9 protein-coding genes are annotated in these 13,695 nt (G+C 69.9%); all 9 read left to right on the plus strand.

The window, feature by feature from the left end; genetic code table 11:
• Nucleotides 1–446: 446 nt before the first annotated feature.
• Nucleotides 447–1,547 carry a LacI family DNA-binding transcriptional regulator gene (locus ACFPA8_RS04375; RefSeq protein ID WP_386442473.1) on the plus strand — a complete coding sequence of 367 codons (1,101 nt, stop codon included), beginning with the start codon at nt 447–449 and terminating at the stop codon, nt 1,545–1,547.
• 161 nt (nt 1,548–1,708) lie between these two features.
• A complete protein-coding gene (locus ACFPA8_RS04380; RefSeq protein ID WP_386442476.1) occupies nt 1,709–2,959 on the plus strand; it encodes a sugar ABC transporter substrate-binding protein in 1,251 nt (416 codons plus the stop codon).
• A gap of 4 nt (nt 2,960–2,963) precedes the next feature.
• Nucleotides 2,964–3,956 carry a carbohydrate ABC transporter permease gene (locus ACFPA8_RS04385; protein ID WP_386442479.1) on the plus strand — a complete coding sequence of 331 codons (993 nt, stop codon included), beginning with the start codon at nt 2,964–2,966 and terminating at the stop codon, nt 3,954–3,956.
• The gene (locus tag ACFPA8_RS04390) at nt 3,953–4,819 is read left to right on the plus strand and encodes a carbohydrate ABC transporter permease (protein WP_386442482.1); all 867 of its coding nucleotides are present in this window, start codon (nt 3,953–3,955) and stop codon (nt 4,817–4,819) included. The genes ACFPA8_RS04385 and ACFPA8_RS04390 overlap by 4 nt, the downstream gene beginning before the upstream one ends.
• A 214-nt stretch (nt 4,820–5,033) precedes the next feature.
• A complete protein-coding gene (locus ACFPA8_RS04395) occupies nt 5,034–6,884 on the plus strand; it encodes a GH39 family glycosyl hydrolase (protein WP_386442485.1) in 1,851 nt (616 codons plus the stop codon).
• Between the two features lie 88 nt (nt 6,885–6,972).
• Entirely contained in the window at nt 6,973–8,403 is a 1,431-nt protein-coding gene (locus tag ACFPA8_RS04400) for a glucoamylase family protein (RefSeq protein ID WP_386442488.1), read from the plus strand.
• A gap of 92 nt (nt 8,404–8,495) precedes the next feature.
• Entirely contained in the window at nt 8,496–9,938 is a 1,443-nt protein-coding gene (locus ACFPA8_RS04405) for a sulfatase family protein (RefSeq protein WP_386442491.1), read from the plus strand.
• Nucleotides 9,939–9,942: 4 nt separating this feature from the next.
• Nucleotides 9,943–10,968 (plus strand): formylglycine-generating enzyme family protein, encoded by a 1,026-nt coding sequence (locus tag ACFPA8_RS04410; RefSeq protein ID WP_386442494.1) that lies wholly within the window; start codon nt 9,943–9,945, stop codon nt 10,966–10,968.
• Between the two features lie 138 nt (nt 10,969–11,106).
• Nucleotides 11,107–13,644 (plus strand): beta-galactosidase, encoded by a 2,538-nt coding sequence (locus tag ACFPA8_RS04415; RefSeq protein WP_386442497.1) that lies wholly within the window; start codon nt 11,107–11,109, stop codon nt 13,642–13,644.
• Nucleotides 13,645–13,695: the final 51 nt, after the last annotated feature.

Consider the following 13,695-nt stretch of genomic DNA (forward strand, 5'->3'; position numbering starts at 1 on the left):
ATACGGGTCGCGGCGGCCGGTTGAACCGCCGGGTCCGGCCCGCCCCTGCGCCCACCAGGTACGCACCGAGCTGGAGTTACCTGAAGTAGCAGTCCCCCGGAGGGAGTTCGGAGGCACCCGGAGCCGCGGCGGAGCCGGGCGACGCAAGCTCACAGGGGTGGATCAGTGGCCGAAAACAGTACCCCGGCTCCCGACTCGGGGCGCAGAAAGAGGGGTTGGCGGGTGCCGAAGGCGGCACCGACCGGTACCGGGGGGAGCAAACGGTTGCGGCGCACCCACGCCTGCGAAGATCCGGAGGAGTGCTGCCGGGACGGGGCCCTTGCCCGCCGACGGCCTCGGCCCGACCGAAGGGCTTCTTGCCGTCGCCTTCGCGGGCAGCGTACGATGAATGCGCTTTCAATCCATCGGCCTGCACGGCCGCGGCAAGGCAGGAGAGCATCGGCCGAGTGAGTGCTCCCACGGTGTACGACGTCGCCGGGCGGGCAGGCGTCTCGATCGCGACGGTTTCGCGAGTCTACCGCGCCCCGGATTCCGTCCGGGCGGGTACGCGGGAACGCGTGCTGGAGGCCGCCCGCGAGCTCGGCTACGTGCCGAGCGGCAACGCCCGCGGCCTCGCCAGCCGCAACACACGCGTCCTCGGCCTGTGCTTCCCCGACTACGCCGACCCGGACGCGGAGGACCCCGACGGGGACTACGGCGACGCCGAGTTGATGCTCTACTCCGACGAGATAATCCGCGGCATGGAGCGGGCCGCCCGCCGCCACGGCTACGCGCTGCTCATCGCCGCATCCCTCGCGGAGGGCCCGAAGAGCCTGGTGGCCGACGTCGCCGGCCGGGTCGACGGCTTCGCGGTGCTGGCCCGTACGGTCCCCACCGAGGAGCTCGAAGTCATCTCGCGGCGGCTGCCCGTGGTGATGCTCGCCGGCCCCCGCGAGGACGCGCCGCTCGACCACCTCGACCACGTGGAAGTGGCGAACTTCGACGGCGAACTGGCTCTGACCAGGCATCTCATCGCTGATCACGGCATCACGCGGCTGGCCTTCATCGGAGGCACCGAGGACTCCCCCGACGGCGAGGCGCGCTTCCGGGGCTTCCAGGCGGCTCATCTGGAGGCCGGGCTGCCCGTGCCGGAACGTCCGGACGTACGGACCAGGCTGACCCAGGCCGAGGGGCGGAAGGCCGTCGCGGAGCTGCTGGACAGCAGGGCGGAGCTGCCCGGCGGGGTGGTCTTCGCCAACGACCAGATGGCGGTCGGCGCGCTGTCCGAGCTGAGCCGCCGCGGGGTGCGGGTGCCTCAGGACATCGCCGTGGCCGGATTCGACGGCATTCCGCTCGGACGTCTGGTCACGCCCGCCCTGACGACTGTGCGGCAGCCGATGCGCAGGCTCGGCGAGGAGGCGGTCGACCTGCTGGTCGCGCGCCTGGAGGACCGCAGCCGCGAGCCCGAGTCCCGGGTGCTGCCGGTCTCCGTGATCCGGCGGTCCAGCTGCGGCTGCGCGAACGGCCACGACGCCGTACCGGACAGCGCTTCCGTTACACAGTCGTAATCCCCCCGGCCCTTGCACGCCCGGGCGGTCACTCACAGAGTATGTATGCGCTTACAGACTCTTTACGGCCACGCAGGCCGCCCGGTCCCGGGTCCCGGCCCACGTCCGCAAGAGCCCCCCGCGCTCCCCGCCACGCTCCGCTAACGAGGAGGAGCCCCTCCATGCAGCCCATACCCCGCATCGCCGCCGCCACAGCGGCCACGACCGCTCTCGCGCTGCTGCTCTCCGGCTGCGGCAGTGGTGGGAGCGAGCAGGCATCCGCCAAGGACAAGCAGACCCTCACCGTCTGGGGCATGGGAGAGGAGGGCAAGCACCTGGCGAAGCTCGGCAAGGAGTTCAACAAGAAGCACCCCAACATCACCGTGAAGGTCACGCCGGTCGGCTGGGACGTCGTCCACCAGAAGCTGGTCTCCGCCGTCGCCGCAGGCGAACTCCCCGACATGGCCCAGATGGGCAGCACCATGCTGGGCGAGTTCATCGAGCTGGACGCCCTGGAGCCCGTCGACGAGAAGACCTTCAAGAAGGACGACTACTTCCCCGCCGCCTGGAACGGCGGCGTGAAGGACGGCAAGACCTACGGCGTCCCCTGGTACGTCGACACCCGCGCCCTCTACTACCGCACCGACCTCGCCGACAAGGCCGGGGTGGACAAGCCCCCGGCCACCTGGGACGAGCAGCGCAAGCTCGCGAAGGCGTACAAGGACGAGGCGAAGGCGAAGTGGGGCACCTACCACCAGCCCGCCAACATAGGCGCCTGGCAGACGTGGCTGCCCTTCCTCTACTCGGCCGGCGGTCAGCTGCTGGACAAGTCGGGCAAGCCCGCACTGGACTCGCCGGAGTCCGTGAAGGCGCTGGAGGAGTACGCGCACTACTTCGACGCGGGCCTCTCCAGGAAGAGCTCGCCGCCGGACTACGACGTCGTCAAGGACTTCGGCACCGGCGACGCGCCGATGTTCATCTCCGGCCCCTGGATCGTGAACAACATCAAGGACCAGCAGCCGCAGCTGAAGGACAAGTACGCCACGGCCCCGCTCCCCGCCGGCGAGTCGAGCACCTCATGGGTGGGCGGCGCCAGCCTCGTCACCTTCGAGGACAGCGAGCACAAGGCCGCGGCGAAGGAGTTCCAGAAGTTCCTCACCGGGACCGAACAGCAGGGCCGCTGGTACGAGATCGCCAAGTCGCTGCCCGCCAAGGAGGCAGCCTGGGACGAGCCCGCCCTGAAGAACGCTCCGGAGCAGCTGGACGCCTTCGAGAAGCAGCTGAAGACGGCCAAGACGGTTCCGCCGCTCGCCAAGTGGGAGGAGTTCGCCTCCAAGCTCGACGAGGGCGTGGCGCGCGTCTCGCAGAAGGGCGAGTCCCCGGAGAAGGCCGCGGCGTGGATGCAGAAGGCGACCGAGGGCCTGGTGGACTGACCGCATGACCACCACCGCCGCCTCCCGGCAGCCGGAGACGGGCCGCACCGCCGAGGTGCGGCCCGGGTCCGGGCCGTACAAGGGCAAGGGCGGAGCCGGGCCGCGGCGCCGGGACCGGCTCAGTGTGCAGAACCTGCCCGGCCTGCTGTTCTCGTCGCCCTTCCTGCTGCTGTTCCTGACGTTCATGGCCGTGCCGATCGTCGCCACGCTCGTGATGAGCTTCACCGACTTCGGCCTCCGCAACGTCGCGGACCCGTTCTCCACGGAGTTCATCGGCTTCGAGAACTACAGCAGGCTCTTCGAGGACGAGAAGTTCCTGACGGCGCTGTACAACACCGCCTACTTCGTCCTTCTCGGCGTTCCGCTGACCGTGGGGGCCGGCCTTTTCGCCGCGGTGCTGCTCAACTCCGGCATCGGGCGGATGCGTACCTTCTTCCGGGTCGGCTTCTACGCCCCCGTCGTCACCAGCATCGTGGCGGTCGCCGTGGTGTGGCGGTTCGTGCTCGACCCGGCCGACGGTCTCATCTCCGGGCTGGCGGCCGAAGTGGGCCTGAACTCCCCGGACTTCCTCGGCTCCAGGACCCTGGCGATGCCGTCGCTGATCGTGATGGCCGTGTGGCGCAACATGGGCACGGCGATGGTCCTCTTCCTCGCCGGCCTGCAGGGCATCCCCACCGAGGTGCGGGAGGCCGCGCGGCTCGACGGTGCGGGCATGTGGCAGGAGTTCCGCAGCGTCACCGTGCCGCTGCTGCGTCCGACGATGCTCTACGTCTGCGTGATGACGACCATCGGCTTCCTGAACGTCTTCGAGGAGCCGTTCGTGATGACGGAAGGCGGCCCGGACAACAGCACCCTGACCGTCTCGCTCTCCATGTACCGGGAGGGCTTCGACTTCTTCCACATGGGTTACGCGAGCGCGATGGCGTACGTGCTGTTCACCGTCATCCTCGCGATGACCCTGCTCCAGCTCCGTCTGCTGAAGGACAAGACCAAATGACCGCCCACGCAAGCGACTCGGCCCCCCGCCGGCACAAGGGCGAAGCCGCACGCCGGCGTCTGCTGCTGGCCGTGCTGTGGGCCGGCATGATCGTGATGGTCACGCCGTTCCTGTGGATGGCCCTGTCCTCCTTCAAGTCGGAACGGGACCTGGGCGCGAGTCCGACGGTGTGGCTGCCGCGCGAGTGGACGCTCGTCCACTTCGAGAAACTGATGAACCTGCTCGACATGGGCGGGCACTTCTTCAACTCGACGCTCGTCGCCGTGGCCGTCACCGGATGCAACCTCGTCTTCTGCTCCATGCTCGGCTACGCGCTGGCGAAGCTGAACTTCGTAGGGAAACGGCCGGTGTTCGCACTCGTGCTGGGCGCGCTGATGGTGCCCGGCAACCTGATGCTGATGCCGATGTTCGTGATGGTCAGCAAGATGGGACTGATCGACTCATACGCGGCGCTCATCCTGCCGTTCGCCGCCGGTGCCTTCGGGGTCTTCCTGATGCGCCAGTTCATGTCGGCCATCCCGGACGAGCTCCTGGAGGCGGCACGCATCGACGGCGCGGGCGAGTGGTTCATCTTCTGGCGGATCGCGATGCCGCTGGTCAAGCCCGCTCTGGCGACGCTGGCCATCTTCACGTTCCTGCAGTCGTGGAACAACTTCCTCTGGCCCCTGGTGGCCACCAACGACCCCGACAAGTACACCCTGCCGGTGGCGCTGGCCACCTTCGCCATCGACCCCACGAAGACCAACGGCTCCAACGGCGTGCTGATGGCGGGTGCCTTCCTCGTCGTCCTGCCGGTGCTGGTGGTCTTCATCGTCCTGCAGCGCTACTTCACTCAGGGCATCGCCACAGCCGGGCTCAAGTAGGCCGGACCCGGCGCCGGTCGAGCCCCACCGCCCCCCACCGACCGCCCCCCACCGACCGTCTTCGTACACCCCGGGCGACGCCTCCGCCCGGCCGCAAGCCGAGCACCACGCCCGCCCGTCACCGTTCGTCCCCCACCGCGGGGAGGCCCCACTCCTCCCCGCGGTGGGGAGACACCCACGGTGTATGCGCATCCATCGAAAGGTGAACCTCACGATGACCGAGAAGAACGCCGCTCGCCTCGACTGGGAGCAGCGCATCGGCCTCCCCAGCGACCAGCCGCTCACCGGCACGGCCGACCTTCCCGCACCGGACGGGCTGCGCTCGGAGGACGGTACCGGTCACGTGCTGCTCGACTGGCAGCCCGTCGAGGGCGCGCTGGGGTATCTGGTCCATCGCGCGGACACCGTCGACGGCCCGTACGAACCCCTCGACCACCGCGGCGGCGACGTGCTGGCCGTTCCCACCCCGCCGTACGCCGACTCACTCGTCGAAGCGGGCCGCGGCTACTGGTACAAGGTGGCCTCCTGGACGGACGCCGGTCCGGGCCCGCTCTCCGCCGAGGCTGTGCGCGGCTGCCCGAAGGCGCCCGGATCGAGGCCGGCCGAAGTGACCGTCTCCGTCGACGCCTCCGCCGCGCCGGTCCCGCTACCGCCCGTGTGGAACCGGATGATCGGCGCCGAGCACCTGTCGATGCTGATCTGGGACGAGCCGGGGCCGGGCGGCGCCGACGTCGCCAGGGAGTACGCCGACGCCCTGGGCATCGTGCGCGACGAGCTCGGGGTCCGCACCGTACGCGCGCACGGCACGTTCCTGCCCGAGATGGTGAGCGTGCGCCCGGACGGGTCCTTCGACTTCTCGGGCATGGACGAGGTGTACGACCGCTTTCTGGCGCTGGGGCTCAAGCCCGTGGTCGAACTCTCCTTCATGCCTGCCGAGTTGGCACTGGACCCCGAGTACACGATCTTCGAGTACAAGGGCATCGCATCCGTGCCCCGCAGCTGGGAGCGCTGGGGCGAGCTGTGCCGCGCGGTGACCGAGCACCTGCGGGAGCGGTACGGCGCCGACGAGGTCGCCGGCTGGGAGTTCGAGATCTGGAACGAGGCCAATCTGGAGGTGTTCTGGAACGGCACCCAGGCCCAGTACCACCTGCTGTACGAGACTGCCGTCCGCGCGATCAAGGACGTCGACCCCCGTATCCGCGTCGGCGGTCCCGGCTCGGCCGCCGCCAAGTGGGTGGGCCCGCTGCTGGAGCACTGCCGTGAGAACGACGTCCCCGTCGATTTCGTCTCCACGCACACCTACGGCAACGCGCCGCTGGACTTCCGTCCGCAGACCCGCTCCTTCGCCGAGGCGACCGGCAAGCCGGAGCCGGAGATCCTGTGGACCGAGTGGGGCGTGACCCCCACGCACTTCCACCGGGTCAGCGACTCCGTCTTCTCCGCGCCGTTCGTGCTGCGCGGCATGAAGAGCGCGCTGGAGTCCACGGACTGTCTCGCGTACTGGGTCGCCACCGACCACTTCGAGGAGCTCGGCAGGCCGCCGAGGCTCTTCCACGGCGGTTTCGGGCTGCTGACGGTCGGCAACCTGCGCAAGCCGCGCTTCTGGGCGCTGCGGATGCTCTCGCAGCTGGAGGGCGGGCGTGTCCCGGCCTCCGTGTCCGGGGACGGGGCGGAGGCGCTGGTGGAGTCGCTCGCCACCCGCAGCGACGACTTCTCGACGGTCGACGTCCTGTGCTGGAACGGCACCCTCGACCAGACGAAGATCGACGGCGCGCCCTCGCTGGACCGCGGAGCGACGGTCGAGGTGAACGGCCTTCCGGCGAACACCGGTTACACCGTCTCGCTGCGCCGCGTCGACGAGGAGCACTCCAACATCAAGGCCGTCTGGGACGAGTTGGACGGCGGCGACTGGCCCGACGAGCAGCAGTGGAGCCGGCTCCGTGACGCGGACCGGCTGTTCGAGGAGCAGCTGGAGACGGTCACCGCCGGCTCCGACGGCTCCGTCTCCCTCACGGTCGACCTGCCGATGCCCGGCATCCGCGCGCTGCGGCTCACCAGGGTCTGACCACAGGGCGTGGCCCCGGGACCGGGGCCACGCCCGCTTCCGTCTCCGGCTTCCTGTCTTCCGAACCGAACGAAGGAGTCGCAACACCATGAAACGACGGACAATCCTCACGGCGGGTGCGGGCGCGTCGGCCGCCCTCGCCCTCGGCGCCGGAGCGGCCCCCGCCTCGGCGCTCGGCCGCGCCGGCAGCGGCAAGGCCGCCGGCGGCACCAGGACCGGTGCTCTGCTGCACCGCTGGTTCGCCGACACCTACCGCTCGATCGAAGCCATGCACACCGACTTCGGTCTCGCCACCGACAAGATCGACGTGAGCGGCGCGAAGCCCGAGCGGAGCGTGCAGACCTCGCCCACCAACATCGGCTGCGGAATGTGGTCCACGGTGGCGGCGGCCGGCCTCGGGGTGATCAGCCGCCGCACGATGCACAACCGGCTGGCGGGTGCGGTCTCCGCGGTGGAGAAGCTGCACCGGGCGCACGGCTTCTGGCTCAACTGGTACGACGCCGAGACCGGCGACGTGCTCACCGAATGGCCCGAAACGGGCGACGAGGTACGGCCGTTCCTCTCGTCCGTGGACAACGCCTGGCTGGTGACGGGGCTGCGCATCGCCGCCGACGCCGACCCGTCGCTGCGTCCGCGCGTCAAGAAGCTGCTGGCTGACGCCGACTGGTCCTTCTTCTACACGCCCTTCGACGAGGACGACCCGGCCAAGAACCCCGGCCAGCTGCACGGCGGTTACTGGACGGACGACGACACCTTCACCAGCCACTGGTACGGAGCGCTCAACACCGAGCCCCGCATGGCCAGTTACCTCGGCATCGGGGACGGCAGCCTGCCCGGCGAACACTACTGGCACACCTTCCGCACGATGGTGCCGGAGAACGAGCAGGAGCAGAAGCCCGAGGGCGAGTACGTGACGGTCGACGGCGTACGCCTCTGGCGCGGCCACTACACCTACCGCGGCCGGAAGCTGGTCCCCAGCTGGGGCGGCTCGATGTTCGAGGCGCTGATGGTGCCGCTGTTCGTGCCGGAGGCCGAGTGGTCGCCGAAGGCGTGGGGCCTCACGCACAAGCGCTACATCCGCAGCCACATCGAGCACGGCATGGAGGAGGAGAAGTACGGCTACTGGGGCTTCTCCCCGGCCAACATCCCCGCCGGCGGCTACAGCGAGTACGGCGTGGACGCGATCGGCATGACCGTCGACGGCTACGAGTCCAAGGGCGTCGTCACACCGCACGCCTCCTTCCTGGCGATGCAGTACGAGCCCGCCGAGTCCGTCGCCAACCTGCTGAAGATCGCTGAGGACTTCGGCGCGTACGACGAGGGCCTGGGCTTCCGTGACTCCGTGGACGTGCGGGAGGGAACGGTCAGCGACTTCATGCTGGCCCTCGACCAGGGCATGGTCGCCGCGGGTCTCGCGCAGGTGCTCAGGCCGGGGCTCCTCCAACGCCCGTTCCGCACCGGCGGGTTCGACCGCAAGGTCAGGCCGCTGCTGGCGAAGGAGGACTTCGGCATAGCCTGATCCCGCCGGACACACCACCGAAGCGCCGGCGGGCGACCGGTGCAGCCCCCTGCACTGCACCGTGCGCCCGCCGGTCCCAGCGGAAGGACGCCGTGACACCGCCGACCGACGAGCGCCCCAACATCGTGCTGTTCATGACCGACGACCACGCCGTCCCGGCCATCGGCGCGTACGGCAGCGTCATCAACCGGACCCCCGCCGTGGACGGACTGGCCGCCGGGGGCATGCGTTTCGAGAACACCTTCTGCACGAACGCGATCTGCTCGCCGGCCCGCGCCACCCTGCTGACCGGCGCCTACAGCCACGTCAACGGCATGACCTCGCTCCAGGGCCCGGACCACACCTTCGACGCCACGCAGCCCTGCTTCCCCGAGATGCTGCAGGCGGCCGGCTACCAGACCGCGATCGTCGGCAAGTGGCACCTCGGGCACGGCGGCGACAGCGACCCGCGCGGCTTCGACCACTGGGAGATCCTGCCCGAGCACGGGGTCTACCACGACCCGACGTTCCTCACCGCCGAGGGCGAGCGCCGCTACCAGGGCTACGTCACCGACATCATCACCGATCTGGCACTGGGCTGGCTCGACAGGCGCGACCCCGGCCGGCCGTTCGCGCTGCTGATCCAGCACAAGGCGCCCCACCGCTCGTTCGAGCCGGCCGACAGGCACCGCAACCTGTACGCCCAGGACGAGATCCCGGCGCCCGGGACGCTCCACGACGACTTGCGAGGACGTGCCTCCGCCGCGTCCGAGGCACGGCTCGGGATGTCCGATCTCGAAGCGCACGACCTCAAGGAGCCCGTCCCGGAGGGACTTTCGGAGCGGGAGGAGCGCGAGTGGCGGTATCAGCGCTACATCAAGGACTACCTGCGCGTGGTCGCCGCCCTGGACGAGAACGTGGGCCGGGTCCTGCACTGGCTGGAGACGGCCGGGCTGTCGGAGGGGACCGCGGTGGCCTACACCTCCGACCACGGCTTCTTCCTCGGTGAACACGGCTGGTTCGACAAGCGGTTCATGTACGACCCGGCCATGCGCATCCCGCTCGTCATGCGCTGGCCGGGCGTCGTCGCACCGGGGTCGGTCAACGAGGACCTCGTGGCGAACATCGACTTCGCACCCACGCTGCTCGACCTCGCGGGCATCGAGCCGCCCGCCCGTATGCAGGGCCGCAGCCTGCTGCCGCTGCTGCGCGGCTCCACACCGGACGACTGGCGCACGGGCGTGTACTACCGCTACTACATGCATCTGGACCGCGATCACCACGTCCAGGCCAGCTACGGCATCCGGACGCTCACGCACAAGCTCGTCCACTACCCGGGGCACGGTTCCGGCGCCTACGGCGCGAGCGACGAGCGCAGGGAACCGGAGTGCGAGCTGTTCGACCTCGCCGCCGACCCGGAGGAACTGCACAACCGCTATGACGACCCCGAATACGCCAGCGTCGTCGCGGAGTTGAAAGGACAGCTGGCCGACTTGCAGAAGCAGTACGGGGACACGCCCGAGGGCGTCCTGCCTGCGGACCGTGGCCGAGGGTGAGTTCATGACCGGTCCGCCCACCCGACCCGGAACACCGCCGGCGTGCTGCACGCCGGCGCGTCCGCCCGGGTCCGGGGACGACGCGGACGGGCGGCCGCCGCGCGACAGGACCGGACGGGACCGGCGGCGCGAGTACGGCGGAACAGGCGCGTCGGCCGGAGTCCGGCACGAACTGAACGGCCACGAGCCGCAGGGCGGTTGGCGCAGGCTGAACGGCGGCCGCTTCCGCATGGGTTGCGAGGACGGGCCGTACCCGGCCGACGGGGAGGGTCCCGTCCGTACGGTGACGCTCTCCCCGTTCACGCTCGCGGCGACGGCCGTCACCAACGCGGAGTTCGCCGCGTTCGCCGCCGCCACCGGTCACCGCAGTGACGCGGAACGCTTCGGCTGGTCCTTCGTCTTCGGCGGCTTCCTGCCGCGGGACTTCCCGCCCACCCGTGCCGCCGCGGCCACGCCGTGGTGGCGGCAGGTCTTCGGTGCGGACTGGCGTCACCCGGAAGGGCCGGGTTCGGACCTGGACGGCCGCCTGGACCATCCCGTGGTGCACGTCTCGCACAACGACGCTCTCGCGTACAGCAGTTGGGCAGGGGCACGGCTCCCCACCGAAGCCGAGTGGGAGTACGCGGCACGCGGCGACCTGACGGACATGCCCTATCCCTGGGGCGAGCAGCGCGACCCTGGCGGCACGTACCGGATGAACATCTGGCGGGGCTCCTTCCCCGACAGCAACACCGCGGCCGACGGATATGCCGGCACCTGTCCCGTCGACGCGTTCCCGGCCAACGGCTACGGCCTGTTCAACATGACGGGGAACGTCTGGGAATGGTGCGCGGACCGCTTCAGTGCGGACTTCCACCTCGACGGCCCGCGAGCGGACCCGCAGGGACCACCGGAGGGCGACGCCCGCGTGCTGCGCGGAGGTTCGCACCTGTGCCACGAGTCGTACTGCATGCGTTACCGCACCTCGGCCCGGATGGCCAACACCCCCGAGAGCTCTTCGGGGAACACCGGGTTCCGGGTGGCCGGGTGATCTTATCGGCCGGGAACGCCACAGCTTTCTCACACACCTCTTGTATGCGCTTCCTGTAAGCGCATACGGTCACGGCGCACCGTCGTCGGCTCGTCACAGGGACCACCCCGACCTCACGACCTCACGGAGAAACCAGCCATGCCGTCTCACCCCTCAACTCCGCGCCGCCGCACCGTACTCGGCGGTGCCGGGGCCGTCGCCGCCGCTGCGACCGGCATGAACGCCGCCCCGGCCGCGGCCGCACCCACCGCGGGCGGTGTCCTCGGCGGGAAGGGGAAGCCGACCGTCACCTACCACCGGAAGCGGCTGCTGATCGACGGCGAACCCGTCCTGATCCTGGCCGGCGAGATCCACTACTTCCGGCTCAAGCGCTCCGACTGGCAGTCCCGCCTCGACCTGGCCGGGGAGGCGGGGCTCAACACGATCGCCACGTACATCCCGTGGATGTGGCACGAGACGGGTGACGGCTCCATCGACGTCACCGGCAGCACCCGCGAGGAGCGCGACCTGGGTGCCTTCCTGGACCTGTGCATCGACAACGGCTTCCATGTGATCGCCCGCCCCGGTCCCTTCACCATGGCCGAACTCAAGGGCGAGGGCGTCCCCCCGCGCGTACGCAAGGAGCACCCGGAGATCGTCGCGGAAGGGTGGGACGGGCTGAGGGACACCGCCCAGACCATCGACTATCTCGCGCCCGCCTACCTCAAGGAGGTGCGGCGCTGGTACGACGCGGTGATCCCGGTGATCGCGAAGCGCAAGCACCGCAAGGGGCGTCCGGGAGTCATCGCCTGCCAGCTCGACAACGAGATCGGCATGCTCAACTGGGTCAGCAACCACCCCTCCCTCTCCGACGGCGCCCTGAAGGACTTCAACGGCTGGCTCGACGAGACGTACGGCGACAAGCTCTCCGACCGCTACCCGTTCGCCGACGCGCCGGCCGGCGAACGCGACAAGGCCATCCGCGCCCCCAAGGACGCCTACTCCCCCGCCCTCATGCACGACTTGGGCGCATTCATGCGGGGCCGCTTCGCCCGGTACGTCTCGGCCCTGCGCAAGTCCGCGGAGGGCAACGGCCTCACCGGCGTGCCCTTCCTGATCAACATCCACGGCACGAGCGACGACGGAGCGAAGAAGTTCCCCATCGGCATCAGCCAGTTGATGGAGACCTGGTCGGGGAAGCCGGGGATCTTCTCCGGAGCCGACTTCTACCTCGGCGGGCTCACCGTCAAGAACGTCACCGACCTCTACCTCATCAACGCGTTCACCGAGTCCGTGCAGGACGGGGACCAGCCGCTGAGCGCCCTGGAGTTCGACGCCGGGCACGCCGACTACGGCGACAACCTGGACAACCAGGAGGACGCGGAGAGCACCGACCTGAAGACGAGGCTCTGCCTCGCGCAGGGCGTCAAGATGATCAACTACTACCTCTTCGCGGGCGGGTTCAACCCGAAGCTCGACAAGCCCGCCGGCGACGGCAACGACCGCATCGGCATCACGGGTGAACGTCACGGCTTCTCCGCGCCCGTCGACCCGGAGGGCAGGAAGAACCTCAGCTACGAGCCCCTGAAGGAGACGGTCCACGCCGTCAACGGCCTGGCCCGCGCCCTGGCCGGGATGGTCCCGACATACGACGAGGTCGCGCTGGGCTTCGTCCCGGACCACTACCTGACCGAGTACCACCCGCCGGAGCGCGAGAGTGCCGATGCGATCCTCGCCGACATCGAGGACACCCGGGGCTTCGGCCCGCGCGGCGCGCTGTCCCGCGCGATGCTGCTGGGTGGCTTCCGCTACCGCGCCCTCGATCTTCAGGCGGGGGACCTGGACCCGGACCGCACGCCCGTACTCGCACTGGCGACGGGCGAGAACCTCGCAACAGGCGTGCAGCGCAAGCTCGTCCGCTATCTGAAGGCCGGCGGCAGGCTGCTGCTCTCCGGCAAACTGCCCGTGGCCGACATGGCCGGCCGGAAGAGCACGGAACTCGCCGACGCGCTCGGTCTGAAGGCCGGAAAGACGATGACCGACGCCGACCGCTTCTGGCTGTCGGCGACTTCGCACGGCTGGGCGGCCCCGCGGGCCGAAGTCCGCATCGCACGGGCCCAGTTGTGCACGCCCTCCAGGGGCGAGACGGTGCTGAAGGAGTTGAGCACCGGCAAGGGCTGCGGTTTCGACATCCCGGTGGGCGCGGGCCGGGCCGTGATCGTCACCACCGACTACCGCTGCGACCTGGACTTCTGGAAGCGCGCCCTGAAGGCCCTCGGTGCGGCCCCCGCGCTGACCCACAGTCCCACCGATCCGGGCCTCTTCCTGCTGACGACCCGTGACTCCGAGGGCGGGCGCCTGCTGCACGCCCTGAACGTCACCTCGGGCCTGGACCAGGTCTTCACCGTCTCCGAGAAGGGTCGGGCACTCTTCGGGGGCGAGAAGCTGCGGATTCCCGGCCGGAGCGGCGCGATGCTGCCGCTGGACCTCGAAGCGGGAGGTGGCCGGATCGCCTACGCCACCGCTGAGATCACCGGCATCCGGAAGGGCAGGGTCACCTTCCGCGCGGTGGGCGGCGGCGAGTCGGTGGTGGCCGTGGAGGGCGGTGCGCGGTGCGAGGGTGCGAAGTCCTCCCGGGAAGGCGGCCGTACCGTGCTGCGCGTGCGGCGCCCCGAGTTCACCGTGCAGCTGGGCTGACACGCCCGGAGCGGCGTCCGGCTGTGAGTGCCGGACGCCGCTCCCTCACAC

This window comes from Streptomyces ovatisporus, assembly GCF_042653885.1.
Taxonomy (GTDB): Bacteria; Actinomycetota; Actinomycetes; order Streptomycetales; family Streptomycetaceae; genus Streptomyces; species Streptomyces ovatisporus.

Bases quoted from the DNA above. Each gene is read 5' to 3' on its own strand.
- ACFPA8_RS04395 (WP_386442485.1), top strand. From the start codon at position 5,034: ATGACCGAGAAGAACGCCGCTCGCCTCGACTGGGAGCAGCGCATCGGC.
- ACFPA8_RS04380 (WP_386442476.1), top strand. From the start codon at position 1,709: ATGCAGCCCATACCCCGCATCGCCGCCGCCACAGCGGCCACGACCGCT.
- ACFPA8_RS04385 (WP_386442479.1), top strand. From the start codon at position 2,964: ATGACCACCACCGCCGCCTCCCGGCAGCCGGAGACGGGCCGCACCGCC.
- ACFPA8_RS04400 (WP_386442488.1), top strand. From the start codon at position 6,973: ATGAAACGACGGACAATCCTCACGGCGGGTGCGGGCGCGTCGGCCGCC.
- ACFPA8_RS04410 (WP_386442494.1), top strand. From the start codon at position 9,943: ATGACCGGTCCGCCCACCCGACCCGGAACACCGCCGGCGTGCTGCACG.
- ACFPA8_RS04390 (WP_386442482.1), top strand. From the start codon at position 3,953: ATGACCGCCCACGCAAGCGACTCGGCCCCCCGCCGGCACAAGGGCGAA.
- ACFPA8_RS04415 (WP_386442497.1), top strand. From the start codon at position 11,107: ATGCCGTCTCACCCCTCAACTCCGCGCCGCCGCACCGTACTCGGCGGT.